Here is a 26052-nt window from a genome sequence, read left to right on the forward strand (position 1 = left end):
AATGCCGTCGACGGCCAGATGCATTGCCGTCTGGTAGCGTTTGAGCGCGGCGATCGTCTGTCGGCCAAGTATGCCGTCCAAGGATCCCGGATCATAGCCGAGCTCCTTCAGTCGGCGCTGGATATCCAACGTCGTCTTCATTGCGATTTTCCTTATTGAGAAACCGTTGATACGTGGCGCTCGCCGCTACCCTGTTTTAGAATTTGGAAACCAGTTCAACTATAGACCCGAAGACCTGTTGAACTCGTTCGGGGATATGAAATCCACCGGCAGGCGAGCATCAAAGTCATGCAAACTTCGGAGACAATGATTGCCTCTGTTCTACTTCACGCTGCGCATGCGCGATCACAGCGTCAGCGAACCCTTTGCACACGAATTGCCGGATCTTGAGGCCGCCCGGTCGCTGGCTTCTCAAGCTGCGGCTAAACTAACTCCGGAGGCTCCGGACTGCACCAGTGCCGGTCCATTCATCGAGATTTACGATCCGGCGGGCGCGCTACTGGATGTCATTTCCGTTGCCGGGTCGCTGCTGTAATGACTTGAGGGAACAATATGCCGATGTGGTTTGTTGAGCCTTTGAATATTCGGACAAGGGACATGGTCGAGGCGATAGTTGCAGGTGGTGCATTTTTGGTCTTGCTGCTGGTAATCGCGGTTGTTTGGTCTGCGTTGAGCTTTTCACCAAGCGATTACTGGTAGTTCGCCGGCTACTGATCATCGGCGACGTTAGCGAGATGGTATCCGTTTTCTGCAGCGCTCATTTTGCGACAAAAGTTTGCTCACCTATTCGACGGATGCGTCCGAAGACCGGACAACCGTCCACGTGATGTCGTGGATAGGAGGCCGAAGCGCTAACCGCCTAAACCTGCGATTTCCGCGCGATGAACGTCGCCCTTTGTCCGCTATAGTAGCGATCCTCAAGCCCCTTTGCTGTTGGCTTGAGGCGGACGATGTCACCGAAACCGCAGTATTCTAGCAAACTTTTAACTGCGGGGGCATTGGGCGAGAATTGACAAAAGTCTTTTGGTCGCCAGCGAGCTGTGCTGATGTTACTCGCATCCGGTGTCGCGGCCGAAACCCTGCGCATGTGCCACAATGGCCATCGCTCAAGGATTGGATTGATGAGCGGTACCTTCATGAGCGTGGTGTCGACCACCAAAACTTCACCCGTTATGGCCGAGATACGCTTCATTGTGAAAACCGGATTCTCCAGATGATAGAGAATACCGAGGCACAGCACGAGATCGAAGACGCCGTGCGTGGAGGGGTGGAGCTCCAGGAGATCGATCTGCTGGAACTCCAGATTCGGCAACCCGATCGTATCCTTGACGAAGTTTGCCTGCTCTATGTAGTGCGGGTCGATATCGATGCCGCATACATACTCGGCCCCTGACCTTGCTGCTTGGACTGAGAAGCCGCCGCAGTTGCAGGCGATGTCGAGAACCCGCTTCCTCTTCAATGATCCGCCGCAGGCAGCGACGATGTCGCCCCATGCGTGATCGAGGAAGGTTGGTAATCTCGTGCGTTCCCGGTTCTGCCGGGAGAGCTCCGGAACATAGGTACTGAGGCCGTAAGGCAGGTCGATGGCGTGATGGAACGGGGCGAGGTGATGAACAGTCGCCTCAATTTCAGCCTTGCTTTTCGCCTCGTTCTGAGGCGCAGCTTTTCGCAGGGGTAGCATCGTGCTTCTCCACGGTTGCAATTGTCCTAAAGCAAAATGCTGCAGGGAATCGCAATGGAACCTGCCAAACAATCAGGAGATCGAAAGGGTTCCATCACGATGTCTGTCAAAAAAGGCCAGAGCAAGTCCGACGTCCATTGCATAGAGGCTTTTCACTTTCCCACAGCTGCAGCCCCTGACGAACTCCAATTACTTTGGCCAGTAAACGTTGTTTCCGATGTCAAGCGGGATGGGGTCCATCTTCTGCAGCGCCCATTTCGCAGCGTAGAGCTTGGTCAGATAGTCGACAGACGCGCCCCATACATCGACGAGCGTCTGCCATGTGATCTCGTGTTCCACATCGCTGCCATCCTTGAACACGAACGTCGAGGTGTCCCCCGGGCGATTTTTAGCTGGGCGATGCTCGCAAGGCTTTGCAGGTTGCGCACCATCTTGTCTTCGGCGGTGATATGCACGCCGGAGAACAGCTTTCCTGCAAGCTCTCGCCGCTCATGCTCCGACTTGATCGCCCGCAGCATCTGGCCGGTATCGCGCTCCGGCTGGCCGAGTCGCTGTCATTCGGGTTCGCCTCTCGAATGGCAAGCCAGACAATGCCGTCGTTGCAGAGTGTGACGTCACCGGCGATGAACTTCTTGTTGACGTAGCCGAGCCGGGTCGAATTCCAGTCTATGACGTCGCGGGGTTCCAGCTTGCGCGCCCATGCCGGCAGCGGGATCACATGCTTGACCAGCCGCAGATTGTCGTTGACCGCAAACCTCGCCACGCGCTGTGCCTGGGTGTTCGATCGGCAATAATCGAGGGTCATCTCGATGGCGCGGATCTGGCCGTTGTCGGCCGCCAGCTGGTCGGCATTGGTGCGGCGTTTGAATGCCTTCATCTGCCCGCCGTTCTCGGGCTCGCAATAGCTGCCGGTCACGGAATTATAGACGCTCTCGCGACCGGGGAACATGTCGCCGGAAACACCCTGCGAAATGACGATATCGTCGTCGGTGATCGAGACGACCGCTGCCGGAATAGCACCGGTATAGACCTTGTAGATTCCGCCGCTTTCGACCAGGCGACCGTTGCAGGCCGAGAGAATGCGCTCGATGACGGTCAACGGTTCGGAGAGATTGATCTCCGTGCCGACCCGGTAACGCTTCTCGGTGCTACCGTTGGCAAGCGTCATGTTCTCGTCGCAGACGTTTGCAGCCGCTGTCCAACTATCATTATCGAAGCGCCGTGCCGGTCAGGCCCAGCCACCGTAAAGCCGTTCGTTGCCTCGATAGATACCGCGCATGATATCGTAGGCGGCGACGATCGGATTGGCCGAATACTCATAAGTGCTTTCATCGCCCCAACGATGCGCCCCAGACCCACCATTGGTGGAATCCTTGCGCCAGTCCTAGAGCGGCATTCCCTGCACGACGGCGGGCGCCGCCCTCCTCTCCTCCTCGTCGGGGAGCGCCTGAAAGGCCTCGCGGAAAGATTCGAGCATCGCCATCATGCCGGCGATGCGGCGTTCGAACGCCCGCGGATCGCGAGCCCAAGCGGAGAGCATGGTCTCAAGCGTGAACATCTCGGACAGCCGGAGGGCGTCTCCGGGCTCCCTACCCGGGCGCGGCTCCGACCATCGCTGTCCCGCTGTTCCGTGCACACCGTCGAGCAGCGATCTGTGCCAGGCACGGAACCTGCTCGCCCCCACGTAACGAGCGAGGGGCGCCCGGTCGCGCCGCTCGTCGTCCATCCAGTCTACCGGGAGGGAGAGCACCAGCATGGGCAGCTCCGCTACGTCTTCTTCGTGGCGTGGGCCTACCAGGAGCTGCCATCCGAGCCGCTCGCTACCATGATACAGACGCCCAGTAGCGCGAAACAACTGGTCCAAAGGGCTCTACTGGCGGGAATCTCTCCGAGCAGGCCCCAACCCAGGAAGGCGGTAACGAACGGCAGGGCGGCGTATATTACCGCGCAATGCGCGACGGACGTATGAGAATAGGCGGTGATCAGCATGACCGTTCCCGCCATCGTGTTTGCAACACATAATAATTCGGGCTTACCTATTCTAACGAATTCGCGATACCAATCCCTACCGCGCAAGGATCGAGACGCCGACTAGGCTCAATGATCCGAAGATGCCGCGCCGTGCAATCACGGTAACGCTGTCGAGCGCTATCAGCCGAGTGAAGTAACCAGTGAAGCTCCAGGCTAATGCCGACAACAGAATAAATACGATGCCTGCAATGTATTCGCGTCTATCGCTCATGGCATTCTTCTAAAATATCGATTTTAAGCGGATTTCAGCGATCTCTCCCGAACGCATTCTTCGAGCGAGATGCAAAACTTCAGCCGTTTGCGAGCCTGCGCTTTTGTTGCTGTCGACGGGCCGCGCGCTTTGTCCGCCGCTGCTCCGCTCTAGTTCACGCCACGGTTTCAAGCGAATTGACCGGCCGCTTTTGAGGATATACCGGCCCTCGGCTGAGCCCCAACGTCTCGCGCACGGTGGTACCGGGATACTCGGAACGAAACAGCTTGCGTTCCTGAAGGATTGGCACGACGAGCCGGCAGAAATCCTCAAGCCCACCCGGTCCCGAACCGAAATTCAACATGAAACCGTCGGCTCCACGCTCTTCGAACAGGTGCTGCATGTGGTCGGCAACCTGTTCCGGCGTACCAGTTACCCCAGAACCGCTGCCCACTCCCGCATACCGGCGTGCGGTTTCGGCAAGGCTCAATCCTTCTTCACGGCTGAGCGACAGCAATGTCTGGTAAATGCCGCGTGATCCCACCTCGCTCTCGAAATCAGGCATCGGACCGTCTTTCGGGAAGAGGGTGAGATCGATCCCGATATGTTTCGACGTCGTCCCGATTGCGAGTTCATCGCTCATCAAGCTGTTGCAGAATTCCAGCTTCTCGCGGGCAATTGTCTCCGTCTCGCCAACCGTGACCCTCAAACCAGATAGGATGGCGCAGTCATCGGGCGACCTACCGAACGAGGTAATGCGCCGTTTCATATCGTTGTAGAAGGGCTGCAGGTCGTTCAGATCTGTGCCACTGGCAAAAATCATTTCAGCCCAGCGGGCCGCGAACTCGCGCCCTCTTTCGGATGAGCCTGCCTGGATGATAACCGGCCGGCCCTGCGCACTTTGTGGCGTGGTCAGGGCCCCCGCGTCTTTACATATTTGCCGACATAGTCAAATTCTTGCAGTTGCGCCGGGTCTATGTACACGCCAGCGGACTTGTCGGCGACGATCGCGTTTCGTCCAAAGCTTTCCCAAAGCTGCGCCGCGGCTTCAAGAACCTCTTCGGCACGATCATAGCGAGCGACGCGATCCAGGAGCTTTTCCATTCCAAAGCATTTGGCAGATTTATCGATGGTCGACGTCACTACATTCCAGGCGATCCGTCCGCCGCTCAATAGGTCAAGTGTGCCAAGAGCGCGCGCAATGTTAGGTCAAATGCGGAAACGATTTCCGCTTCGCGCCATAGGTGGGACGTCCATCATCCGAAGCTGAAGGGAGAGAACGTCGAAAAGCAACAGGCTATGATGGGTCCATTACCCCGTTCCCGGAATGAAGCGCATCACCTGCAACATCGCCCTGCCCGCCTTAAAGATCGCAGTCTTCGATGGCTGCTTTTGGCATAGGTGCGATATCCATCCGTCATCGGTGAAGAAGAACACCTCCTTCTGGATGGAGAAGATCGAACGCAACCGCGCACGTGACAGCCGTGTCCGCGCGCACCTTGCAGAGATCGGCTGGACGACTCTTCGTTTCTGGGAGAATGAGGCGGTCGAAGCAATCGTGAAGAAGATCCTTTCGACCGTCGAACAATATAGAGCAGCAAAACTCTCACCTCGCGGCAGCGCGCGCTCGTTGCAGAACATGAAGCGGGCGCCTGGACAATTCGAAGCTGTCGACAGGGAAGTAGTTTCGACTGATGTCCAGACGGTCGAACAGCTTCCTCGCGTCCCATAGCGGGTGTACGACGACTCCCCATCGGCTCTTGTGCTCATCGAGTGAGAAGACCGGGATATCCAGTCTCTCCTTGACGCTCGAGACCGTGTTGCCGGGGATGAATGTTTTCGTCTGGAGCGCAAGCTCCATCGCGGCCTTCGGCCAGTCGCTAAGCTCAAAGTGGCCGTAATTCCCATCCATCCCGCACTCGTAGCAGGGATCTACCATCAGTCGAGAAGACCGTGAAAGTTCCTGTTGTTGTACCTCTGCAGGCACCTGTAGCAGGAAGATCCGCACCGCTTCATGTGGTCGGGGTCGACGATGTCGGTTCTCGGCCAGGCGCGCCCTCCTCGTCGAGGATGCTGCCTATCAGGGAGGAGACCGGGATGGTGCTGTCGCCCACCAGATGGCGGCAGAAGCCCGAGCCGTTCGGCAGCGCGTCCGATATCTCGAGATATGGCAGCCGCTCACCGCTCGGCGAGTGCATAATGTTCGGCGCCAGTGCGTCGAACTCCTCCGGCGCGATGTCGAGATCCAGGGCTGCGCGCTGGACGATGATCTCCGTCGCCGAGATTGCCGCGGCGCGGACGCTTGTGCGGGACGGTTCGCGGCGCCCCATGGAGAGGCCGATGTCCATGTCGAGTAGGCGGAGGTTATCCCGTCGGCGCGGGCTGCCTGGCTCGCCTCCACCAAGGTCACCAACTCGCTGCAGATCGGACCGGTCAAGCTCTATCTGGCAATCCGCTCGCCGAGCTGCGCCAATGCGCTGCCGGCGTCGGAAATCGGTCGCAGTAGGCTCGAGATGGGCAATTTCGCCAGTTCGTATCAGATTGCTTTTATAGCATAATATTTTCTAAACGGATGTTATCTATCTATTTGCATCGGTCACCGCATACCTTGCAGAAAATGTTCATCACTTTCGATAGGTAGCAAGTATCGATAGTGATGGATGTGGCGGAGAAAAGCGGCCCAATTCGTATTCCGGTGCCGCAAAACGCGCCCGAGAAACCCCAGAAATAGCAAAGGGACAGGATTCATGCCATCGAGCCCGATGATTACGTCCCGAGTGTTCGGACCCCAGCCCTACTCGTGCAGATCGGACGCGAACACCTGGTACAGGCCCAGACGACCAAGGAAGATAGATCGGCAGATATGCTCAGGTTTGGTGAGCTTGGAACTTTCCGGGCACTGACGCCGTTCCACGATCTTCAGAAGGCTGAGAAATCAGATGAGCAAGGCATTGTTGACAGCCTCCCTCCTCATATCGCTAATGGCCACATACCAGACGTTGGCCAGCGAGGCGAGTTTTCTGAATGCGATGCAAGGCTCATATGTGGGCCGGGGCATTGTTAGGCTTCGCACGAATTTGGAACCGATCAAGGTCAAATGCAGGTTCCGATCATCCGCCACAGCAAGTTCGTTGTCGCTGAGCGGTTCTTGCGCCGGTCTGGTGGTTATTTCCAAAAAAATCAGCGCAGATATTCGGCTGGCGGGCACACGCTACAAGGGAACCTACCTTGGCGCCGGTACCGGGCCTGCTGCGCTGAGTGGCAAACGACTGGGCAACGCAATCGCATTTTCCGTTCGCTGGGCCAAAAATGTCAACGGTGACCGCGACGCGACGCTGACCGTCGAGAAAGTGGGCGCAGCGGGATTAACGTTGAAAACGACCGATCGCGATCCAAAAACCGGAAAGCTGGTTATCACCAGCGAGATCGTCATGACGCGGCGGTAATTGCCTGGTGCCCGAATTGCCAATACGCGCCCCGCGGTCAAAGAGGTTGGCCTCCATCGCGTCCTCCATCTGAACATGCATGGCCGAATTATTGCAGCGCACCAGTCCTAAGAGCGCTCAGCGTCGATCAGTCTTCGCCAAGCAACTAATGTGGCTGCGCTCGGTTGATCCGCTCATCCATCTGAGTGCTCTGCCCTCCCGGTGATCGATCATCGACCCGCTGACGGAATCCTCGGGTATGACGACGACGGACTGCCGAACTGATGGTCATCGACACATCGGTCATCGTTGCCTTAGCCATGAATGAACCCGAAGCGGCTGACCTCGAGCGAAAGATCGCCAACGACCCACTTCGTCTCATCTCAGCGGCAAGCGTCCTCGAACTGGCAATGGTCATCGAAGCCCGCCTCGGTGAAGCAGGTGCCGCCGAGCTCGACCTGTGGCTGCACAAAGCAAATGTGGAGATCGTTTCTGTCGATCGCGAGCAGATAGATGCCGCCTAGCGTGCCTGGCGAAGATTTGGAAAAGGCCGACATCCCGCCGGCTTGAACTTTGGAGATTGCTTTTCCTACGCCCTCGCCTCGACCCGCGGCGAGCCTTTGCTGTTCAAGGCAATGATTTCTCCCAGACCGATATCCTGCAGGCATGAGGCCGGCACACCGGAAACGTTCGAATTCGCTGCCTGGCGTGTCTCCGTTGAACGGTTTGCGCAGACCTCGACGTCCCTGTTCTGGTCACTATCGGGGCAACCGCCGCACTGTCGAACAGACAGCATCGCTATTCAGGTAGAAATAGCCTCCTCCGCAGGCTTGCAATCCTGAAGCCGTGCTCCGACTTATGAAGTCGGTGTCCACGCGCGGCAGAAAACACGAAAGAGCTGATTATATGAAGAAAATTGGATTTCTTTCTTTCGGTCACTGGTCGCCCTCGCCCCAGTCGCAAACACGCTCGGCCTCGGACACATTGCTGCAGTCCATCGACCTTGCGGTCGCGGCCGAGGAGCTGGGTGCCGACGGCGCCTTTTTTCGGGTTCACCATTTCGCCCGCCAGCTTGCCTCGCCCTTTCCTTTACTGGCCGCAATTGGCGCAAAGACAAGCCGCATAGAGATCGGCACGGCCGTCATCGATATGCGTTATGAAAATCCTCTCTACATGGCGGAAGATGCCGGAGCGGCGGATCTGATCTCCGGCGGCCGTCTGCAGCTCGGTATCAGCCGTGGCTCGCCAGAACAGGTGATCGATGGCTGGCGTCATTTCGGTTATCAGCCGTCCGAAGGCGAGACCGATGCAGATATGGGACGCCGCCATGCCGACGTCTTTCTCGATATTTTGCGCGGAGAAGGGTTCGCCGAGCCGAATTTGCGTCCGATGTTTCCCAACCCACCGGGGTTACTGCGGCTAGAGCCGCATTCCGAAGGCCTTCGCGAACGGATCTGGTGGGGTGCAAGCTCCAATGCAACCGCCATTTGGGCGGCTCAGAAGGGGATGAATTTGCAGAGCTCGACACTCAAGAACGACGAGACTGGCGAACCATTCCATATCCAACAAGCTGCCCAGATCCGCGCGTATCGCAATGCGTGGAAGGAAGCCGGCCATGCACACGCACCGCGTGTCTCGGTCAGCCGCAGCATCTTCGCGTTGATAAGCGACATGGATCGCTCCTATTTCGGCGGAGGCCGGCCCGACGAAGACAAGGTCGGTTTCATCGACGAGCAGACCCGGGCGATATTTGGCCGATCCTATGCCGCTGAACCTACCGAACTGATCGGGCAGTTGCGGCAGGATGAAGCGATAGCCGAAGCCGACACGCTGCTCCTTACAGTTCCCAACCAGCTCGGCGTTGAATACAATGTCCATGTCATCAAGACCATTCTGGAACAGGTTGCCCCTGCCCTCGGCTGGCGATAACCATCGTTTTCTTCGGCAACCTTTCGGCGGTTGACACATACATTCCGCCTTGCTTGATTAGTGTGATCGGAGGAATGGTGCCATGACTTATGACTGGGATGGGCAGCGGACTCGACGGTTTCACCGTTTGAAACTTGTGACGGCAATGGCAATTGGGCTGGCCGTCCCACTCACAATCACAGCATTGTCCTATATCCATTGATGGCCTCGCGACGTTGAATATGGCGGGTCGGAATACGCGACCGACCGGCTTTCGAGTTCGCCGCCAACGTCCTCACGACGCAGCCCGCCGCACTCCTGCGTTGGTCCTTGACAGCGCCATCAGCATGGGGCCGAGGCCGAATTCGTCCCTTTCGGCGCGGCGCGTCAGATCGCGCAGGTAACCGCCGGCTGAATTGATGTGCCCTCCCCGTTCCAGGATGCAGGCGATAACGGTTGCGGCATTTTCTGGTCCCATCACCTCGCAGGCATCCTGATAGGCAGACGGAGAAACCCCCAGCATCGATCGGACCACCACGGCGGCCGACATCATGTCGCGCCAACTGGCGATCGCTCCGCCCGGGCCGTAATCCACAATTTGCGGGCAGGCCTGAAGAACAAAGCCCAGCGGAAATGCCCGTATGTCGGATGGACCGCTCGCCTGGGCCTCAGATTTCAGGCTTTGCCTCTGCATATTGGATCCTTCGGCCATCCTGCGCCCGGTCGTATGGTTCTCCAGCGTCGCGTCCTGCTTCTTTTCGAAGCGAGGTTCAGATTCAGAATAGGATTCGGTATTTGAATTCTGTATGTGCCGCTCACTTTGCAATGGATTGCCGTTATGATTTTGTGTTTTCATCTGCATTTCCAACGCGTTGACGATCCCTTCGCGTAAGAGCTCCATCTCATCCAGGCTAGATGCTACTTGCATCGCGGTCGGTGTCCGCGGGACGGCGTCGACAATCGCCCGGTAATGCACGTGATGCGCTTCCCAATCTCCTGCTGCACCTTCAGCGATCGCGGCAGCGATGAGCTTGGCGACATCCCGGCGGCAGATCGTCAGACGCTCGCGGAGCCGTTGGAACACAAGACGCTCTGCCGCAGCATCCGCGGCCAGCATTTCTATCTCTTCTGCTCTCGCGAGAAGCGGGGCCAGGGAAAATCCGAACGCGTCGTCGATGCCGCCCTCGCCGTCCCGCCGAGCAAAGCGCTTGCCGTTGGCGCTATCCTTTCGCGCGATCAACCCGGCGTCGACCAATATGGCCAAATGGCGCCGGATCGTTGGTTCCGCCATGCCATGCGCGCGCGCCGAGAGCTGGGCATTCGATGGGAAAACGATCAGCAAGTGCTCGGCCGACAATTCTGCCTTCGGATAAAAGGTCAGCAAGGCATTAAGCAGCGCCAAAGCTCTATCCGTCACGCCGAGGCGCGTGCGCGCTTCACAGAGCGCTCTGTACAGCATCCATTTGTCGATGGTTTTATTCTTGTCGACCTCGATCGACTGACTTGCCACCATGGCAAGCGTCATCGGCCGCCGCCCAAAGGGCGTCGTCACAGTCCCACTCTGCATCGTCCTTTACCTTTCAAAAAGGCAAAAGAAACCTACCCGCCAAAAACGGTGCCAATGACTCTTGACTGCGATTCGTGAAAATGCGATTCTCTGCTTTGCGAGAACATGAGAAGGGCTTCCACGACTTGGTCGTTTGGGGGCCTTTTTCTTTTGCTGTTTAGTCTCCTGTCTTGCTGTCTCCCGACTTGCGGAATTGCTGGTAGAGCACATCCAGATTGTCGGATATCCACGCGCCGAACCTGGCTCCCCGACCTTCACTGACAGCCAGCGTCACGCTTTTTGGACTGCGCTTCACCGTAACACTCACCTGTCGGTCACCGGGCTCCCACTTCAGCGTCTCCGTCGAGGCTCCCTCTGACGGCGCCTTTTCGGGGCTGTTTTTCAAGAATGTCAGCAACTGCTGGAAACGCGCATCAGAAGCGAGCCTCCCAAATGAGCTTTGAGAGACAAACTCGCGAGCACGACCTTCATTTCCCGGATGCATGTGGACCCTTGAGAATTCTTCCCAACGCCCTCGCCCTATCCCCGGAGCCTTTCCTATGGCACGAATGATCTCCTTCGGAAGCGAAGCCACGATCTTGATCATTTCCGATACATGCGACTTGCTGGTCGACAGCGATGCGCAGATCGTCTCGCGACGAAAGCCGTTCTCTTCCTGAGCAAGAGCAAAGGCGCACTTTTCAATGAAAGAGAGATCCTGACGGGCAGTGTTTTCCTCGCCCTGAAAGATGACGGCCTGCTCTTCCGAGAGTTCACGAACAGCAGCCTTGAATTTGACGCCCAGAGTCTTGGCTGCGGCCAGCCTTCTGCGTCCGAAGACGATTTGAAAGTAGCCGGGGCGATCGGCGGCAGGGCGCACGAGGCCCGGCACAATCTGCCCTCGCTCCCGCATCGATTCCACAATTTCAAGCACTGCTTCGTCATCATAGGAACCCTCGAAGCGATCATGGATCGAAGATGGGAGTACCTTGTCCGGATCGATCTCGACAATCCTCTCGCCATCCTTCAACAGCATGTCGGCCAGTTCACCGCGTTCCTGAATCTGGCGCACACCCTCGGCCACTTTGAGCAGATGTGGCGACGCACTCTTCATCGTCTGGCGCGGCTCGTTATCCAACTGCCCGAGAACCGCGGCGAACATTCCCTTGGAGTCTTTACGGCTCATGGTTCACGTCTCCATGCCTGGTTGATCAGGACTTCGATCTCGGCGTTTGCGGCATTGATCGACTCAATGGCGCGGTCGTAAGTCTTCGGCGCCGAAAACCGCGACCGCTGCACTTCATAAAGACTCTGCTTCCAGGTCAGCGCATCGGCAACGGCCGTCGACTTTATGACCGCATTGAGCAGCAGGTCTTCACCGAAGACCTGCCGCATCAGGGCCTGCATGTTGGCTTGCGGGTGATCGTTAGGCTCGAACTTAGTGATCAGGAATTTCGCGAAGTCCCATGTGGCCCCTGCCCCGATTTCATCGAGGATCTGCATGTAGGATGCGGCCAACTCGAGAAACTTGCCGGTCGAATCCACATCCAGCATGTGAGCCGGCACAGGAATCAGCACACCCGTCGATGCGGTCAGCGACGAAAGCGTCAAGAAGTTGAGAGACGGCGCGCAATCCAGCAGAATGACATCATAGTCGCCGGCGACCTGTTCCAAGGCCTGAGCGACACGCAAGAGAAAGCCTGTGCCTCCCGTCTTGCGCATTTCCATTGCAACCGCAGTTTCGAACTCTGTGAGCTCCAAGCCAGCACAGATAATGTCGAAACCGGCAATGTGTGTCTTGTGAATGATCCCTGCCGTCTCCACCGGGTCGTCAAAGCGTATGGCGGAATAGAGGGTATCCCCTTCCCTGTAATCGAAGCCCGGCAACGTTCCTTGCAGGCTGGTCAGCGACGCCTGCGGATCCATATCGACGGCCAAAACCCGATAGCCCCGAAGCGCGAGCCAGTGGCCAAGGTGGATCGTGGTTGAGGTCTTCGATGACCCGCCCTTGAAATTCGTAACGGCTATGATCTGGCAGGCTTCATCCCCTACCCGCCGGGGATTAATCCATTTCTTCCGGCCCTTTTCCGCAAGGTGCATCCGCAGGTCCAGGACCTGCTCCAATGAATACAGCCTTCTGCCGTTCTGGGTAATTTCCGGCTCAGGCCCGAGCCCCTTCAGAGAAACCTGCCTTATATAAGCCTCGGTCACGCCCAGAAGCGCTGCGACTTCCGAAGATGCAAATTTCCGCATCGTCCGCCTTGCGTCCGGCGGATACTGTGCCATCGATAGATTATTTAGCGCTATCTCGAGCTTGCTCGAGAATGTTTGCATGAACTGCAAACTGCTTAAACTGCGCGACACTCGATTCTCTCCTTGTCTCCACTCCTGACACAACACATCAGATATGGTTAACAAGTGGTTAACATTGCTTTGACTACGCATAATTTCGAAAATTCGGGATTTGCCCGTAGTTAAGAAAGGCTATGCCGATTCGGGAGGCAGTGGCAATCGCGGTTAAGACATCTTCAGAGTTCCCAACTGGGAACTTTGCATTTGTACGCCTGGCCGCCACCCACAAAAACAGAGTGGCCGCTTAACGGAAGCACGGGCTCTTCTCCTTTCGCACTGTTCGAATGAAGAGTTCCCTGCTGGGAACTCGCAAAAACTACCGGGGCACCGATGCAAAATCGTCGCCTTAGTGCGAAAGCGAGCCGAGGCTTGCCCTCCCCGGTTCAATGGAGAGTCCGGCGTTGGTGCATGGGGTCAGCTAAATGAAAACCGTACGCCGACAAACCCGTCGGCCACGCCAGAACTGCCCTGCTTGTCAAAACGATATCTAAACTGTCAGTTCGATGTAACCGCGCCGGGGCAGGAGGCCGTCCACCTCATAAAGCCCAGAATTCTGCCGTCAGCTACAAGCGCCACCGTTTCCCGCAACAGATCATCTCGAATGCGGTCTGGCTGTATTTCAGGTTTCCGCTGAGCTTACGCCTTGTCGAGGAAATGCTGAGAGAGCGCCGAATTGGCGGTACCCTTCATGCCACTGTCATGCGGGCTCGGTAGTGCAGCAGCGCACAGATGCTCGCATCCTGCGCGTTACTGACAAGAGGGCACACTAATGACGAAACATGAAGGCCGTTTCTCTCGGCGCTCGGTCCTGAGAGGCGGAGCAGCGCTCGCAGCCACTGCGGCCGTCTCGCCATACCTGGTATTTCGCGCTCACGCGGCGCCCGCAACGGGCGAACTGGCCATGATCGCAGGCACGCCGAACCCGAACGGTGCCTTGGAGAAGCTCTATCTGCTTAAAGGCGACCCGCTTGCGGGACCGATCCAGTCCATCGTCACTGAAACTGGGGCGTCGGTCCCTGTCTCCGGGCTTGAGCGGGGCGAGCGCCGACTGGTGCGGCTGATGCACTTCAACGACATGCACAATCACATCACCGAAATGCATGCGAAGAAGGGCGACACACACGTCTTTTCGCAGATGGTCAAGCAAGTGAAAGCGCTCCGCGCCGCCGCAGCCGCCGACGAGGTGGTCTTGTTCATCTCCGGTGGCGACGACCACACCGGCTCAATCTTCGACGAACTGATGGGCTGGTCGCCACAGGAATTCCTCGCTGATGCCGGATATAGGGTCTATTCGGCCGGAGGCGTCGATGTTGCGGTGCTAGGCAATCATGAATTCGACCGCGGCGCCGAAGTGCTCAAGAAGGGCATTGCCACAGATGCTCGCTTTCCGCTGCTCTCCGCTAATGTCCATGGATCGGCTTTCTTGAAGCGCGACGATGACTACGTGGCCGCTGCCATTGGCGAGGTAAAAGGGCTGAGGATAGGCTTTGTCGGCCTCACTACCTCCGTCGATACCCGTGTAGGGCAGCCCGCCGATCCGGGGTTGGCGGTTGCGAGCCCGCTTGATGCGGTACGCAACGTCCTGCCGGCGTTGGCCTCGATTACCGACATGGTCGTGGTGTTGTCGCATTGCGGCTATGGCAGCGAGCAGCACAAGAGCGGTAAGGCGGGCACAACACGGACTATTGGCGAAGGCGATTTTGCAATCGCCGAAACCATCGCCCCGCTGACGGACAAGCCGATCGTGATCATCGGCGCTCACACCCACACCAAGCTCAACGCCGAGGGCATAGACCCTCACAATATGGTCGAGGGCGTTCTGATCACCCAAGCCCAGGCACACGGCGCCTTCCTTGGCGAGATCGCCATGTCGATCCGCGCCGAAAATGGTCGCAAGGGCTGGTTCAGTTCAGTTGGGCTGCGCCACACCAAGAGCCGAGACAAGCGGGTCAAGGCTGGTGAACCTGGCTTCGAAGCTCTCGAACAAGAGGAGGACTATGACGTCGATTTCGAACAGGCCCATGTGGCACCGCTGATCAAGGCGCTCGACACGCGTCTGAACGAAGTTATCGGCCAAGTGCCCGACGACCAGCTTGTCTCGACCGAGCGCACCTTCGCCGACCGCTATGTCGGCGAAACGGCGCTGGCAAACTTCATGAACGATGCCCTGGTCAAGCGTTCGGAGAACTTCCCGAATGGTCGCATCGACATTGCCTTGTTTAACGCCTCGGGCCTTGCGTCGGGCCTGTCGCAGGGTTCGCTCAGCTTTCGGCAGTGGTATGATGTGATGCCTTATGCCGACGGCGTGCACGTTGCGACTATGACCGGGGCGCAGATCCGGGACATGCTCACGAGCAACGCAAAACGCATCCTGCGGCCCGAGGAGGTCGACAAGGTCGATACTTCTGCGTTTGTGTCGCGCGGGTTCCTGCACTTTTCTTCCGCCTTGCGTTACACCATCAAGCTCAATGGCAGTGCTGGCGAAGCCGAGGCGGTCGATATCACCATAGCGGGCAAGCCGATCGAGCATGCACTCGATAAGGATTACAAGGTGGCGTTCAACACCTATATTGCCCTGGGTGGATTTGGCGAGACCTGGAACGGTAAGCCGATAGGCGGCGATGTCCCCGGACAGATCCCTAGTATGGATCTCAGGGACCTGCCTTATGACCACACCGGGTTGATTTATCGCAATGAAGTCGTGGCGATGATCCGCGAAGTCAGAACCATGGTAGCGCAAACGGGCGTTGCGCTCGATCAAAGGGTTCATCTCCTCCGCTAGGATCCACCGCGCCGGATGGAACGATGCGATAACACGCAAAGCCGCGTTTCCGAAGGAGATGCTGCTTTGCGTGGGCCATAGCCATATCGAGATCATCAACGTACCAGGCGCTTCGAACAGGCTGAGCGGAAACCGGAAATATAGCCACACGGCATGGGCAACCACGTCCGCTGGAAATCGGTGACGACGATAACAAGGTGCACGGGCGAATGAGGTTATGCCGCCAGATCCCACATCTTGATCGACGTTCGGTTAACTTGACGGTGCCAGTGACGTTGCAAACATCACTTTGGCACATCGCGTTGCCGTCGGGAGGGCATCCACTCCATCAGTTCTCAGTGGGAATCAACGTCATGATTTCTCACTTTACCTTTATAGGCTCACTGTTATACTGAAATTGCAAATACAGTATAACGAGCGCGAACGATGAAACAGATTGACCTGATCTATCGCACCATGATTGCCGAACTCGGGCAAAGACTGCTCGATGCCAGCTTTGCAACTGACTTCCCAATTGAGGGCCGGTTTGTGCCGGTCACGGTCAAACAACGGGTCTACTGGTATTTCGATCAGCCCTCACCTGAAGGCGAAAAACGGCGCTATGTTGGCCCCGCTGATGATGAAGAAATTACCCGTCGTGTCGAGGCTTTCAAGGAAATCAAAGGCGACGCCAAAGCCCGTCGCAAGCTCGTTTCGACCTTGACACGGGATGCCGGTTTGCCGGCGCCTGAGCGTTTCTCGGGAGATGTCGTCGAGGCTCTTGCTGATGCAGGAATTTTCCGACTGCGGGCCTGCCTGGTCGGAACCGTCGCATTCCAGACCTATGCCGGCGTACTCGGTGTTCGCCTGCCGGCGACCTCGATGATGACAGGCGATGCGGATTTCGCCCAAGACTATGCAATCTCGGCGGAAGTGGAGGACTCCATTCCCCCTATTCTCCAAATCCTGAACGATCTCGATCCGACGTTTCGGCCGGTGCCGCACCGATCCGGTTCGGCCCGGACTACGGCATTTCAAAACGCTGCTCGATATCGGGTGGAATTTTTGACGGGAAATAGGGGAAGTGATGACTATCTGGATCAGCCGGCCGAAATGCCCGCTCTCGGTGGCGCGTCGGCCGATCCGCTGTGGTTTCTCGATTTCTTGATCTATGAGCCGATCCGCGCTGTTTTACTGCATAAGTCCGGAATATCGGTGATCGTCCCGGCTCCTGAACGCTACGCGGTCCACAAGCTTATTGTGGCCTCGCTCCGGGTGGTCGATACGACGGACGTGGCTAAGCGCGAAAAGGACCTGCGGCAAGCGTCAATCCTGTTCCAGGCATTGCAGGAAACGAACAGGGGCGGCGACTTGGGCGATGCTATCATGGAAGCATGGGGCAGGGGTGAAGGATGGCGGCTTGCGATCCGGTCTGGCCTCGCGTTCATGCCGAAAAAGGAAAAGGCGGCGGTTGCCGCCTTCCTGTCATCGCTGGGGATTGATCCTGAATCGGAAGCTTAGAGCTTCCGGCCGGGAAAGGCGTTGATGATGTAAACGCCCGCAGTTCTCGATGGTGGGCGGATGGAATATCGTGGCGGGGAATGTGCACGAGGTTGGCGATTGGGTCGTGGATGGATACGAAACGCTGAAGATGTCGTGCTGACTTAAACCTCTTCATGATCCTCTCCCGTCTTCGGATCGGCTGATGGGAATTCTCGGCTCGATTGTTCAAGCCCCTGTGCGAGCGATGTTCGACGCCGAGCATGATACCGCGTTTTGCGGCACCATAGGATCGGAGCTTGTTGGCATAAAGGTGATTACCGTGAGCTCACGTAGGGTTTCATTCCACATGCCCCTCAGACCTATCACCTGTCGAGCATCATTAATTTAAGTGGCCAAGATAGTGGCCGTGCTAGCGCGCGGGTAATCTACATCCGCCGATCGCCGCATTTGGCCCGAAATCTCCCGCCAAGCCAAGCCGAGGTCTATGAACACCTCAACCAGATCGACATCGATTGACAGGCCCTCACAGACCTTTGACCAGCGTACCCGCGCACCGGCCGACACGTCGAGACTACCGAATGCGCGTCGACCTTTTTCGCGGAGCTTTACCCGGTCAATGCCGTTCATCACCAAGAGTCGCTCGATGGCCTCGGCCACAATCAAACCGTCCAAGTCGGACGCACCGGCGAGTAACAGTTTCAAACGGTCGCCAGCACATAGTTCCGGATCGGCTGCCATGATCGCATCGATCCATAGTCTGCCCAAACGCATTTCCTGCCCGAGTGTGCATGCTTCGTGTTCGTCCATGGCCGCTGCTCCAGTTATGGCCATGAGCATGGTCTATCGCTTTGCAAGAAACCTCTGAGGCTATTGAAGGTCTGGCGCGTCACAGTCGATGTCACCCCGTGGCGCAAATTCCGCGATTCAGAAACCGGGAGTAATGGGGGGAGGGGAGCCATCATGCCAATTCTTTGCCGATTTGACTCGATAGGGTCGGCGGTCAGACAGTCGTCGGAGTAATCTGTTACGCGAACCGATTGCATGGTAACCGCGTCCGACGAGATGAAGAATTGCGGCTTCGAGGACACTATCGAGATCGGCTGACTGCCGCTTCGATTCTTTCAGAAACTGCATGACGGCAGCGGACACTGCTTCGTCGACCACGTCCAATTCGGGAATGCCGAGCCTGGCCCGCCTGTCGCGCCCCTTAGCCGTCGCTACGCGCTTCTCGGGCGATGATTTGAACTTCCTTGTCGCCATAAATGCCTCAAAACCCAGAAGAAATTGGACCGTTTGCGTCACCCCGTGGCGCACAGGGTGATGCTTGGGCAGGGGGCTGCATACAACAACAGCATGCCGAACGCGATTAATTGGAATTTTGAAGCATGGCACTTGCAGGTGCCATGCTCAAATCATCATGACTTGGAATAAAGCAGCCTCACTCGCCGACACGTAGTCCGCAGGTTGCCGGCAAACCAGATTCGGTGCCACGCGAACTGCCACGCGGTAAAGCGATTGCCGCAGGCCGATATCATCGCTTGGAAAAGGCCGCCTGATTTCCGCTTGCTTCGCCAGCGCCTGTTATCACGACATATCCGCGCCGGCATTTTACCTTCGCGATATCGATCATTGCGGCTCGCGCTGCATCGATACCTTCAAATGGTATGAAAACCGCACGGCCGTTGCTGCCAATGCGCCCCCAACGACGCGCCAGGACGACACCAAAAAGATCGCACTCCACTGAGAGCGCGTAATAGCGCGCCATATTCCGGGAGGGGTCCACCCGTTCAAGGTGGATGCGCTGGTTTCGAAATGACATGCACCACCATTCATCACCCCTTGCGCCGCGCGTCCAACGACAAATATGAATCGTTGCGGGCCCGAGGATTCACAATCTTGATGTGTCATCAAACCAATTCACGGCTGGGGCGCATCCAGGCCCCTGCAAAGGGCTGCGCCAGTGCCATTTCTGAAATGTGTTATGACAAGAGTCCGCCGCAAAGGTGGAAACGGCGACGCGCGTTGCGCAACGGATGAACGCCAGGCACGAAGCGATCAAGAACGCTTTCGCGGCCGCCTCTAGCCTCTGACTGCTGAAAAAGACTGGACTTGTCGGGCTTCCAACTATGAAAGCGCTAACGTTGCTCTACTGCGTTATGTCGAGCAATCTGTCGTTTCTATCGCTCCAATCGCAAATGGGTCTGGGTATCGATAAAGTCAGCCATTTTTTGTGAACCCTCGCACCGAATGATTCATCCACACGGTTATTCGCCTGTCTGTCTCGTCCACCGGTGCCAAACCTTTGCTCCTTGCCGCCGACCGGGAGAGGATTTCTGCACACAGAGGAGGACATGATAATGATTGCACGCATCGCCAAAGCACTTGCCGCGGGGGTAGCCGCCATCTGGCGCGGCATCACGTCTATCGCGGACGATGTTCTGAATTTCGCGCTCGCACCGCTGCGGGCATTGGGCGGCGGTCACGGAAACATGCCGGAGCCGAGTTTCACGCCAGACGTCGAACCGCGGGACCTGCTTACTGAGTTGCGCGCGCAATCCGAACAATCATCCGCCCCTCGCGCGCCGGATCGCGATGCACTTCGCACGGTGACGCAGTACGCCAACGCATCCCAGGCGCAGCGCCCCACCGTCGACCTCAGCGGCTTATCGAAGGGAGTGCAGGCGACGCTGCTCACGATGGATGAGCACGAGCTCAAGGCCCTGTCGACGGCAGGCCCGGCAGCCGTCAGACGTTTTATCGATGGCAAGCAGCACGGTATTCATGGCGTTCCGGTTGTTCGCACCGTGAATGAACCAGACAGTCGCGCGCTCGACGTGCCACAGCAGGTCTTGCTCGAGCGGGTTCGCAGGGCCCCAGCAAAGGCCGCGACATCCGAGCCCCACAGGGCACTACGGATGTAACGGCCAGTGCACCGCCAGATGGCGACCGACGTTTCAGTTCATACCGCGGCGGCGCTGCCGCCGAAGGCACTCTTCCATCTCCTCGAGCAACGCCGTCTTTTGCTCCTTACGCAAATCGTCAAGAAGCATGACTGCAATCGACGGCTCCTCAAAGACGATATCGCCGTATCGATCTCGTAGCTGGACGAATTCCGCGTCGGTCATGTCACCGTAATACTCACTCATTTGCGGCCCGCCAGCATCTGAATGATTTCCTGGCGTTGGGCGCAGGCATCGCGCAGCTTGGCGATTTCGGCTTCCAGCTCGCCCACCCGTTCGATTGCCGCTTCGGCCACGATTTGAAGCTGCTGGCCGTGCTGGATCGCACGGGAAAGCGCATCATGGTACCGGCTCTCGTAGCGTGCCTGGCTGATATCAGAAGCCACCGCGTGAATACCTTCGGCCAAGCATGGACCGACAGCCGCAACCACGCTCAGCAGCGATCCCACCTCCATCATCACGCCTGCTGCGGGGTTGCCTTGATAGTGCGCCATGTTGATCTCCCAACTCGATTTCGTTGGTGCCGTTTTGACGCGTATAGGTTGTGGCGACAAGTACCAATGCGATCGCAGGGTTAAATTTCTCCGCGTGCGAAGTCAGGCATCGACCCCGAGAGTTCCGCGGGGCAGGGGGCTGCCCCGTCTGCGCCGACATCCGCTGTTTCGGACCTTCCACATGTTCGGTTCGTTCTTGCACGACAAGCATCGCCGATACTCAGAAACTCACGATAACGGATTCGACCGGGGCAGGCCTCTACGCCGATAGATGATCCAGCGGCGGCAAGCACCATCCCCGTCACAAGTGGGCAGGGTGCATCAGGCGGCAAGAGGCTCACCACCAGCCATTGCTTCGATAACGGTCCACGCGATGCATCGTTCGAGGTCGCCAGCCTCCATCATCGCATGTAGAGCCTTGAACATGATCATGGGCGTGGCCGGCATCGCATGCACCGCCAGCCAAGGTGTGGTCTTCGGCTTTGGTACGGTAGTTTTCGAAATCCGTTTGACGACCTCCCACATCGGCGTGCTCGCCGCTCTCGTCCACGCCATATAACAGGAAAGCAGCCAGAGCCCGGAATGGTGGAGTTCGAAGCAGTGGGAGCCGGGGGCAGCCCCCTCAATCATTCGCACGGTCCAGCCGGTGTTTTCAATCTCGCCGCCCGCGCTCATGACATAGGGCATGAGCTTGTCGATAGCTTCGCGGTCGACTTCATGGCGTGGGCTGTTACGAAGATGGCCTGTAAAAAGAGTCAGGTGTGCAATAGTCCGCATTGCTGTGGCCTTTCTGGGTTGATGGAAAAGGATGGGACGGCAGAACACCGCCCCTATATGTCCTCCCGCAAAGGAGGAAAACCACCTACGCGGCGGAAAACAGACGACCCTTACGGGTCAAAGCCGCCCCGAAAGGGCAGCCTCATCTTGAGTCGGCGGCCTCCGGAGAGACCGATACCATCCCTCATGGGGAACGATTACGCAGAGTTTGCCACTTCACAGAGTGCCATTGTCTCTTGACCCCTCGTGGGATCGATAACCGGTCAGCGCTTCATTCGTCCCGCTGACAAGACAAATGGTGACGTCGATTGGAGGAGCTGGCAAGCGCAAAAATGCATTCCACGTCAATCACGAAATTCGCCACCTGGCGTTAAATTTCGTCACTCGCGCAGGACAGTACATTGGTTGGGCGGCCGCACACCGACATCAGGATACGTTGTCAGCGGCTGGCTGCTTTGCGTATCCGGAACCGCTGCGCAAACGAGGCAGGATAGGAGCCATTATGCATCTGGTCAGGAAAGGTCGAAGAAAATTCGATGGTTAGGACGAACGTGCGTGTAGCGCAACTCAATCCGGCACAGCGTCGCGTCCCGCGTTTGGCCTTGCAGCCACCAGGACGACGGCATCGACATTGGAATGGACCGCGGCCTCGATTGCATTTCGTGCAGCTGCAACATTTGGTGCCCGGCGGACACGTTGATCGGGAAGTGTCCAGCAGAGCCATGCACCGCACCCGCTCGAGTGCCAGATACGACCAACAACCTCGTCAAGCAGGCACGCTTCAAAGCCATTCGGGTGATCTTTGTCCTGATGCCAGGTAATGCGTTGATGTCTGAAGTTCATCAAATTCCTCCTGCGTCTCGAGGTTGGTGTTTCGTCGGATTCAACATGACGTTAAGCGCCCAGCCGTTGGACAGAGTTGACAAATCCCGCTCCTATCGCCGATGCGTCTTCTCGTTCGATTTGCGCAATTCTCGCTTGGCTGGTGATCTTGCCACGTTCGATCAGCAATTCGATCCAATGCATATCGGCATTATCCGGCGGCACCTCGTCACTGGCGTTGCCTTGACGATATCGGGCCAGATCCGAGCCCGTCATCCAGCCTAGATGACGTTTGACAGCACTCACGACCTGAAATGCCTCCTCCAATGGAGGATTGTTACCCCGGCCGCAAAACTGGGTGATGAGCCCGTCGATCACCTCGACAGTCGCGAGCGACGCATTGTTTCCATCTCGGATGGAATAGTAGCCGTAACCCGGCCACTCGAGCTGCCGATCATACGACCCCAGCCCGATACAATGACGCATGGCCAGACTTTCCGCATCCAGCGCCGCGGGTGACATCATCCGAACGATCGAATATACGTCGCCCAGCGCGAGTACCGTCAGTTCGTCCGCTTCTGGAAGCGGGGACCTATTGGTGAGGGTGTTGAGCATCTGGCGCATCTGTTTGTCGGCCTCAGCCTTGAGTGCGGCCAACGTGCCGCATTTCATGAGTTTTTTCGGGCGGCGCTTTTCGTCGAGGTTCTTTGTCCACGACAGCACCTGCGTTGCGGATGTATCAAGCCAGTCGACGATATGGCTCAGATCATCACCGTGCCGATCGACATAATAGGCGGCCCGTTGAAACCATTTCACTCCTAAGTCCGCGTCGGTGGATCCGATCAAGCACCCGCCGATCGAGACGGGAATTGTACCATTGTAGACAAAATGGGGATCGACTTGGTCCTGCTTTGACCAGCCACGTAAATAGACTCGGCCAGGACCCGCTACGAACAACTCCGGGAATCCGAAATGACGGCGATTGTCGATGCCGAGTTCCTTCATCAACGCCTTGATCGCAATGGTCGCTTCCGCCTGTGAGTACCTGATTTTCGTCATGACAGGCCGCCCGCAACGCTTGAGTATGCGGAACATTGTGATGGGAGAGGGTAGTGTCCCGCCACCGGTGGGCTCGGCATTCGAATGCGGCAATTAACGCGCCGCGCCGCCTTGGCAACAGGCAGAGCAAATTGGCAGCACATCACCATTCTCCTCAGGCAAGTCTCGTGTCCTTAGGAGAGTTTCGGTGCCGGCGGCGCAAGCGACAAAACCGACAGAAGGCCGAATGGCTTATGGTCGTGGCACCGTTTGCGCAAAGCGACCGAGACTGGGCCTGACTGTGCCTGCTTTGATCCGCGCGTCGAGGGTGAGCATTGCTCCGGGCTGCGCGGAGAACACAGCGTTGAGATATGCCCAAATTTGATCCGCACCCCGCAAATTTCGGCTCAGGATGAACAGCGCCGCGTCGGCAAGCGCGAGCCGCATTGATGTCGCGTCGAACCGGATACTTTCATGCCGCTCGAGCTCCCGCCTCGCGGTGGCTGTCCGCTCGAGGTTGCCTCCCGTGTATCGCGTGCTTCCACCACTGGCGGAACACCCAGCGCAGACATCGCCCGGGACCGTCCTGTCAGAGGTGGAGGCACATTGGGGTAATGTCGGATCGGTATTCGCGTCGCAATTACTTGAAACGATGACGTCGTCATCCTCAAGGAGTGACATGAGGAGTTGCGCCGTCAGGGTGGGACGGCCTATCCTGGCCGCATCACCAGGCGGCATGACAATCTCTTCTTCGATTTCGTGGTTCAGATCGTACGACACGTGCCGGTTCTCTCGGGTTCAGACACAATGATGCCTGCCGGCGGAGCGCATCTCATCTGATTTCCAGGCGTTGCACTTCAGTCTCTGGCGGCGTGCGACGGTCGAGCGGCGCGGGCGAGGGGTTTTGGATCGACGGTTCTAAGTGTTGGCGAAAGAGAGGCCTCCGCCCGTTTGGCCGAGGGAACGACGATTCCGCCTAATTCATAACTCTTGATCCCAGCATCGAAAGTCGAATTTGAGCCAAATTTCCCTTATGCCCACTGCCGCAGTCAATGTTCTTGTCAGTACGGAATGTAAAAATCTGCCGTATGCTTTGTAAATCTCTTGCCATCTGCTCCGGAGTCGAGGACCCTTTCATTAGGTCACAAGAAAGCGAGTTGAGAAATTCAATATGAATAGAGCAGAGGGCGGGCCGGCAATTTGGGGTATCCAAACACGCGGAGCCGATCGCTTCGGCATCCGCGCATCTGATCTCGTGCGTGAGGCACGCTACGACAACCTCATCACCAGCCCGCGATTTGAATACGCGAACGTGCTGATCAGTTCCGGCCGCTACGTCGAGCACGACGAGCTGACGGCACAGGATCAGGCTATCTATTACTATCTCATCGCGCGCATGCGCGACCACGTCAACGCGCTTAACAGGGCCGATACGGCAATTGAAAAGCGAAGCGCGCTCTGGAATCGCGGGCTGTCAATCGAGATCTCGGTGCGCGACCTCGTCAGCTATACCGGCACGGCCAGCCTCGTCCGCATCAGAGCGAGCCTCGAGCGCATTGCCAAAACAAGGTTATGCTACGATCTGCGTCGTCCGCTTGAACGTGATCTCAGTCCCAAAAGCCTGATCGAATTCTCGTCCATTCCGGATCGGCTGACGTCCGGGACAGTCATCCGCTACGCCATTGACCGCGCCATCCGCTCGACGATGGCGCGTGCTCGCCGCTATGTGCTCGTCGATCTCAATGCTTTCTCGCGATTTCGGTGTCGCTACGCGCCGCGGCTTTATCTCAGGCTTGCCATGCTTGCGACCTACGACCGCGATCGGCGAAAATCCTGGACCCCCGATATCGCTGAGCTGGCAGATGCGCTGGGCTATCCGACAAAGGCGTTTCATCGAGCGAATTTTATTGCCACAATCGACCGCGCGCTCCAGGAAATCCGGAATCTACCAGAAATCAATCGTCGTTTCGCAATCGCAGCCGCGATGCCATCGGCAGACGATATACGGTTTCGGTTCGCCACTAGCGGCACGCGAAAGACGCTCTATGACGTGCGCCGGCGGCTCCTGCCGCGCGACGCTTTGCGGCATGCCGAGGCCCGTGGTTGGGAGATTGGCCTGCGCGAGCATCAATATATTAATGCGTCTCATATTGGCCATGCCGCTGCTTTCACCGGCGAACCGCCAATGGACCTCAGCAACGCCTGGCGATACGATATCATCGCCGCTAATAACAATCCTCGCCACCCGATCGGCAGCATGCCTGGGGCGGAGTTCCTGGCACTGATCGATCGGTTTGGGGCTCCTGCGGCGTTCGAACACTGGTTGGGATTGAAGGGCTACGGATCGATCCTCGATGTGGATGACTACATCCCCAGCATCGAGCCGCCGGACGATTTGTTCGCCGGACTGAATTATCATGAGATCAATGACCTTCTTGACCAAGTCGACAACGAGCTCCACGAGAAGTTGCCACCGCGCGTGCAGGACGAGGATGAGGATGTTTTCAGTGGGCTGCTGAATGCAATTTGAAGACCCCAGCCTGCTATTCCGCGCGCCTTGGTTC

The 26052-nt window shown here is 57.5% G+C and carries 29 protein-coding genes and 4 pseudogenes; 10 read left to right on the forward strand and 23 right to left on the reverse strand.

The genetic code is table 11. The annotated features are described in order from the left end of the window. Window positions 1-141, reverse strand: a 141-nt coding sequence (locus JJB09_RS25390) for a peptidoglycan-binding domain-containing protein (RefSeq protein WP_201661612.1), incomplete at its 3' end; no start/stop codon positions are given. 169 nt (window positions 142-310) lie between these two features. Between JJB09_RS25390 and JJB09_RS25395 the strand changes: the two genes are divergently transcribed. After that, a complete protein-coding gene (locus tag JJB09_RS25395) occupies window positions 311-535 on the forward strand; it encodes a DUF6894 family protein (protein ID WP_201663903.1) in 225 nt (74 codons plus the stop codon). 324 nt (window positions 536-859) lie between these two features. Here JJB09_RS25395 and JJB09_RS25400 read toward each other — a convergent pair whose 3' ends face one another. The 8 genes from JJB09_RS25400 to JJB09_RS25435 all read right to left on the reverse strand — a co-directional run bounded on the left by JJB09_RS25400 (window position 860) and on the right by JJB09_RS25435 (window position 5105). Then, a complete protein-coding gene (locus JJB09_RS25400; RefSeq protein WP_201663904.1) occupies window positions 860-1681 on the reverse strand; it encodes a class I SAM-dependent methyltransferase in 822 nt (273 codons plus the stop codon). 189 nt (window positions 1682-1870) lie between these two features. After that, entirely contained in the window at window positions 1871-2020 is a 150-nt protein-coding gene (locus JJB09_RS25405) for a hypothetical protein (protein ID WP_201663905.1), read from the reverse strand. Window positions 2021-2069: 49 nt separating this feature from the next. Beyond that, the gene (locus JJB09_RS25410; RefSeq protein ID WP_201663906.1) at window positions 2070-2849 is read right to left on the reverse strand and encodes a phage tail protein; all 780 of its coding nucleotides are present in this window, start codon (window positions 2847-2849) and stop codon (window positions 2070-2072) included. A gap of 216 nt (window positions 2850-3065) precedes the next feature. Next, window positions 3066-3437, reverse strand: coding sequence for a hypothetical protein (locus JJB09_RS25415; RefSeq protein ID WP_201663907.1), 372 nt, complete (start codon window positions 3435-3437; stop codon window positions 3066-3068). 35 nt (window positions 3438-3472) lie between these two features. Next, window positions 3473-3757, reverse strand: a complete 285-nt coding sequence (locus JJB09_RS27205) for an EamA family transporter (RefSeq protein WP_425523770.1) — start codon at window positions 3755-3757, stop codon at window positions 3473-3475. Next, window positions 3747-3923 (reverse strand): hypothetical protein, encoded by a 177-nt coding sequence (locus JJB09_RS25425; RefSeq protein ID WP_201663909.1) that lies wholly within the window; start codon window positions 3921-3923, stop codon window positions 3747-3749. The genes JJB09_RS27205 and JJB09_RS25425 overlap by 11 nt, the downstream gene beginning before the upstream one ends. 154 nt (window positions 3924-4077) lie before the next feature. Continuing rightward, window positions 4078-4839 (reverse strand): LLM class flavin-dependent oxidoreductase, encoded by a 762-nt coding sequence (locus JJB09_RS25430; RefSeq protein ID WP_201663949.1) that lies wholly within the window; start codon window positions 4837-4839, stop codon window positions 4078-4080. Next, the gene (locus JJB09_RS25435; protein ID WP_343229090.1) at window positions 4815-5105 is read right to left on the reverse strand and encodes an LLM class flavin-dependent oxidoreductase; all 291 of its coding nucleotides are present in this window, start codon (window positions 5103-5105) and stop codon (window positions 4815-4817) included. The genes JJB09_RS25430 and JJB09_RS25435 overlap by 25 nt, the downstream gene beginning before the upstream one ends. Before the next feature lie 124 nt (window positions 5106-5229). Here JJB09_RS25435 and JJB09_RS25440 point away from each other — a divergent pair, with 124 nt between their 5' ends. Then, a complete protein-coding gene (locus tag JJB09_RS25440) occupies window positions 5230-5634 on the forward strand; it encodes a PDDEXK family nuclease (protein ID WP_201663911.1) in 405 nt (134 codons plus the stop codon). Window positions 5635-5914: 280 nt separating this feature from the next. Here the strand turns inward: JJB09_RS25440 and JJB09_RS25445 are convergent, their stop codons facing one another. Further along, window positions 5915-6232, reverse strand: coding sequence for a hypothetical protein (locus JJB09_RS25445; protein ID WP_201663912.1), 318 nt, complete (start codon window positions 6230-6232; stop codon window positions 5915-5917). Window positions 6233-6841: 609 nt separating this feature from the next. Between JJB09_RS25445 and JJB09_RS25450 the strand changes: the two genes are divergently transcribed. From JJB09_RS25450 to JJB09_RS25460, 3 genes and pseudogenes are all read left to right on the forward strand, one after another. Then, on the forward strand, window positions 6842-7348 hold the full coding sequence (locus JJB09_RS25450) for a hypothetical protein (protein WP_201663913.1): 507 nt from the start codon (window positions 6842-6844) through the stop codon (window positions 7346-7348). A gap of 263 nt (window positions 7349-7611) precedes the next feature. Then, window positions 7612-7997: pseudogene (locus JJB09_RS25455) on the forward strand (type II toxin-antitoxin system VapC family toxin). A gap of 236 nt (window positions 7998-8233) precedes the next feature. Next, the gene (locus tag JJB09_RS25460) at window positions 8234-9256 is read left to right on the forward strand and encodes an LLM class flavin-dependent oxidoreductase (protein ID WP_201663914.1); all 1023 of its coding nucleotides are present in this window, start codon (window positions 8234-8236) and stop codon (window positions 9254-9256) included. A gap of 274 nt (window positions 9257-9530) precedes the next feature. Here the strand turns inward: JJB09_RS25460 and repC are convergent, their stop codons facing one another. The 3 genes from repC to repA all read right to left on the reverse strand — a co-directional run bounded on the left by repC (window position 9531) and on the right by repA (window position 13145). Beyond that, window positions 9531-10802: a plasmid replication protein RepC gene (gene repC, locus JJB09_RS25465; RefSeq protein WP_201663915.1), complete on the reverse strand. Its 1272-nt coding sequence runs from the start codon at window positions 10800-10802 to the stop codon at window positions 9531-9533. Between the two features lie 157 nt (window positions 10803-10959). After that, window positions 10960-11967, reverse strand: coding sequence for a plasmid partitioning protein RepB (gene repB / locus JJB09_RS25470; protein WP_201663916.1), 1008 nt, complete (start codon window positions 11965-11967; stop codon window positions 10960-10962). Next, complete coding sequence (gene repA, locus JJB09_RS25475) at window positions 11964-13145, reverse strand: plasmid partitioning protein RepA (protein WP_201663950.1); 1182 nt, start codon at window positions 13143-13145, stop codon at window positions 11964-11966. Before repA ends, repB begins: the two co-directional genes overlap by 4 nt. 579 nt (window positions 13146-13724) lie before the next feature. Here repA and JJB09_RS27085 point away from each other — a divergent pair. Together JJB09_RS27085 and JJB09_RS25485 are read left to right on the forward strand one after the other, a co-directional pair. Further along, window positions 13725-13817, forward strand: a pseudogene (locus tag JJB09_RS27085) (IS6 family transposase); the annotation flags it as partial. A gap of 85 nt (window positions 13818-13902) precedes the next feature. Continuing rightward, window positions 13903-15915 (forward strand): bifunctional metallophosphatase/5'-nucleotidase, encoded by a 2013-nt coding sequence (locus JJB09_RS25485; protein WP_201663917.1) that lies wholly within the window; start codon window positions 13903-13905, stop codon window positions 15913-15915. A gap of 117 nt (window positions 15916-16032) precedes the next feature. Here JJB09_RS25485 and JJB09_RS25490 read toward each other — a convergent pair. Next, window positions 16033-16134 (reverse strand): annotated as a pseudogene (locus JJB09_RS25490) (IS6 family transposase); the annotation flags it as partial. A gap of 207 nt (window positions 16135-16341) precedes the next feature. Here JJB09_RS25490 and JJB09_RS25495 point away from each other — a divergent pair. After that, on the forward strand, window positions 16342-17415 hold the full coding sequence (locus JJB09_RS25495) for a nucleotidyltransferase family protein (RefSeq protein WP_201663918.1): 1074 nt from the start codon (window positions 16342-16344) through the stop codon (window positions 17413-17415). Here JJB09_RS25495 and JJB09_RS26825 read toward each other — a convergent pair. From JJB09_RS26825 to JJB09_RS25510, 3 genes and pseudogenes are all read right to left on the reverse strand, one after another. Beyond that, window positions 17339-17707: pseudogene (locus tag JJB09_RS26825) on the reverse strand (DDE-type integrase/transposase/recombinase); the annotation flags it as partial. The gene JJB09_RS25495 and the pseudogene JJB09_RS26825 overlap by 77 nt on opposite strands. A gap of 74 nt (window positions 17708-17781) precedes the next feature. After that, window positions 17782-18204 (reverse strand): hypothetical protein, encoded by a 423-nt coding sequence (locus tag JJB09_RS25505; RefSeq protein WP_201663919.1) that lies wholly within the window; start codon window positions 18202-18204, stop codon window positions 17782-17784. Window positions 18205-18928: 724 nt separating this feature from the next. Next, window positions 18929-19216 (reverse strand): WGR domain-containing protein, encoded by a 288-nt coding sequence (locus JJB09_RS25510; RefSeq protein WP_343229089.1) that lies wholly within the window; start codon window positions 19214-19216, stop codon window positions 18929-18931. 538 nt (window positions 19217-19754) lie between these two features. Here JJB09_RS25510 and JJB09_RS25515 point away from each other — a divergent pair. Further along, window positions 19755-20318: a hypothetical protein gene (locus JJB09_RS25515; RefSeq protein WP_201663920.1), complete on the forward strand. Its 564-nt coding sequence runs from the start codon at window positions 19755-19757 to the stop codon at window positions 20316-20318. A 33-nt stretch (window positions 20319-20351) separates the two neighbouring features. Here JJB09_RS25515 and JJB09_RS25520 read toward each other — a convergent pair whose 3' ends face one another. The 6 genes from JJB09_RS25520 to JJB09_RS25545 all read right to left on the reverse strand — a co-directional run bounded on the left by JJB09_RS25520 (window position 20352) and on the right by JJB09_RS25545 (window position 24268). Beyond that, on the reverse strand, window positions 20352-20543 hold the full coding sequence (locus JJB09_RS25520; RefSeq protein ID WP_201663921.1) for a hypothetical protein: 192 nt from the start codon (window positions 20541-20543) through the stop codon (window positions 20352-20354). Beyond that, entirely contained in the window at window positions 20540-20851 is a 312-nt protein-coding gene (locus JJB09_RS25525; protein ID WP_201663922.1) for a hypothetical protein, read from the reverse strand. The genes JJB09_RS25520 and JJB09_RS25525 overlap by 4 nt, the downstream gene beginning before the upstream one ends. Window positions 20852-21172: 321 nt before the next feature. After that, complete coding sequence (locus tag JJB09_RS25530; protein ID WP_201663923.1) at window positions 21173-21628, reverse strand: hypothetical protein; 456 nt, start codon at window positions 21626-21628, stop codon at window positions 21173-21175. Between the two features lie 567 nt (window positions 21629-22195). Next, a complete protein-coding gene (locus tag JJB09_RS25535) occupies window positions 22196-22471 on the reverse strand; it encodes a hypothetical protein (protein WP_201663924.1) in 276 nt (91 codons plus the stop codon). Window positions 22472-22522: 51 nt separating this feature from the next. After that, a complete protein-coding gene (locus JJB09_RS25540) occupies window positions 22523-23509 on the reverse strand; it encodes a hypothetical protein (RefSeq protein WP_201663925.1) in 987 nt (328 codons plus the stop codon). Window positions 23510-23740: 231 nt separating this feature from the next. Further along, complete coding sequence (locus JJB09_RS25545; RefSeq protein WP_201663926.1) at window positions 23741-24268, reverse strand: hypothetical protein; 528 nt, start codon at window positions 24266-24268, stop codon at window positions 23741-23743. A 391-nt stretch (window positions 24269-24659) separates the two neighbouring features. Here JJB09_RS25545 and JJB09_RS25550 point away from each other — a divergent pair, with 391 nt between their 5' ends. Further along, window positions 24660-26018 (forward strand): replication initiation protein, encoded by a 1359-nt coding sequence (locus tag JJB09_RS25550; protein WP_201663927.1) that lies wholly within the window; start codon window positions 24660-24662, stop codon window positions 26016-26018. Window positions 26019-26052 lie beyond the last annotated feature (34 nt).

Origin of the sequence: Phytoamicus setariae (assembly GCF_016722925.1) — a bacterium.
GTDB classification, from domain to species: domain Bacteria; phylum Pseudomonadota; class Alphaproteobacteria; order Rhizobiales; family Rhizobiaceae; genus Rhizobium_E; species Rhizobium_E setariae.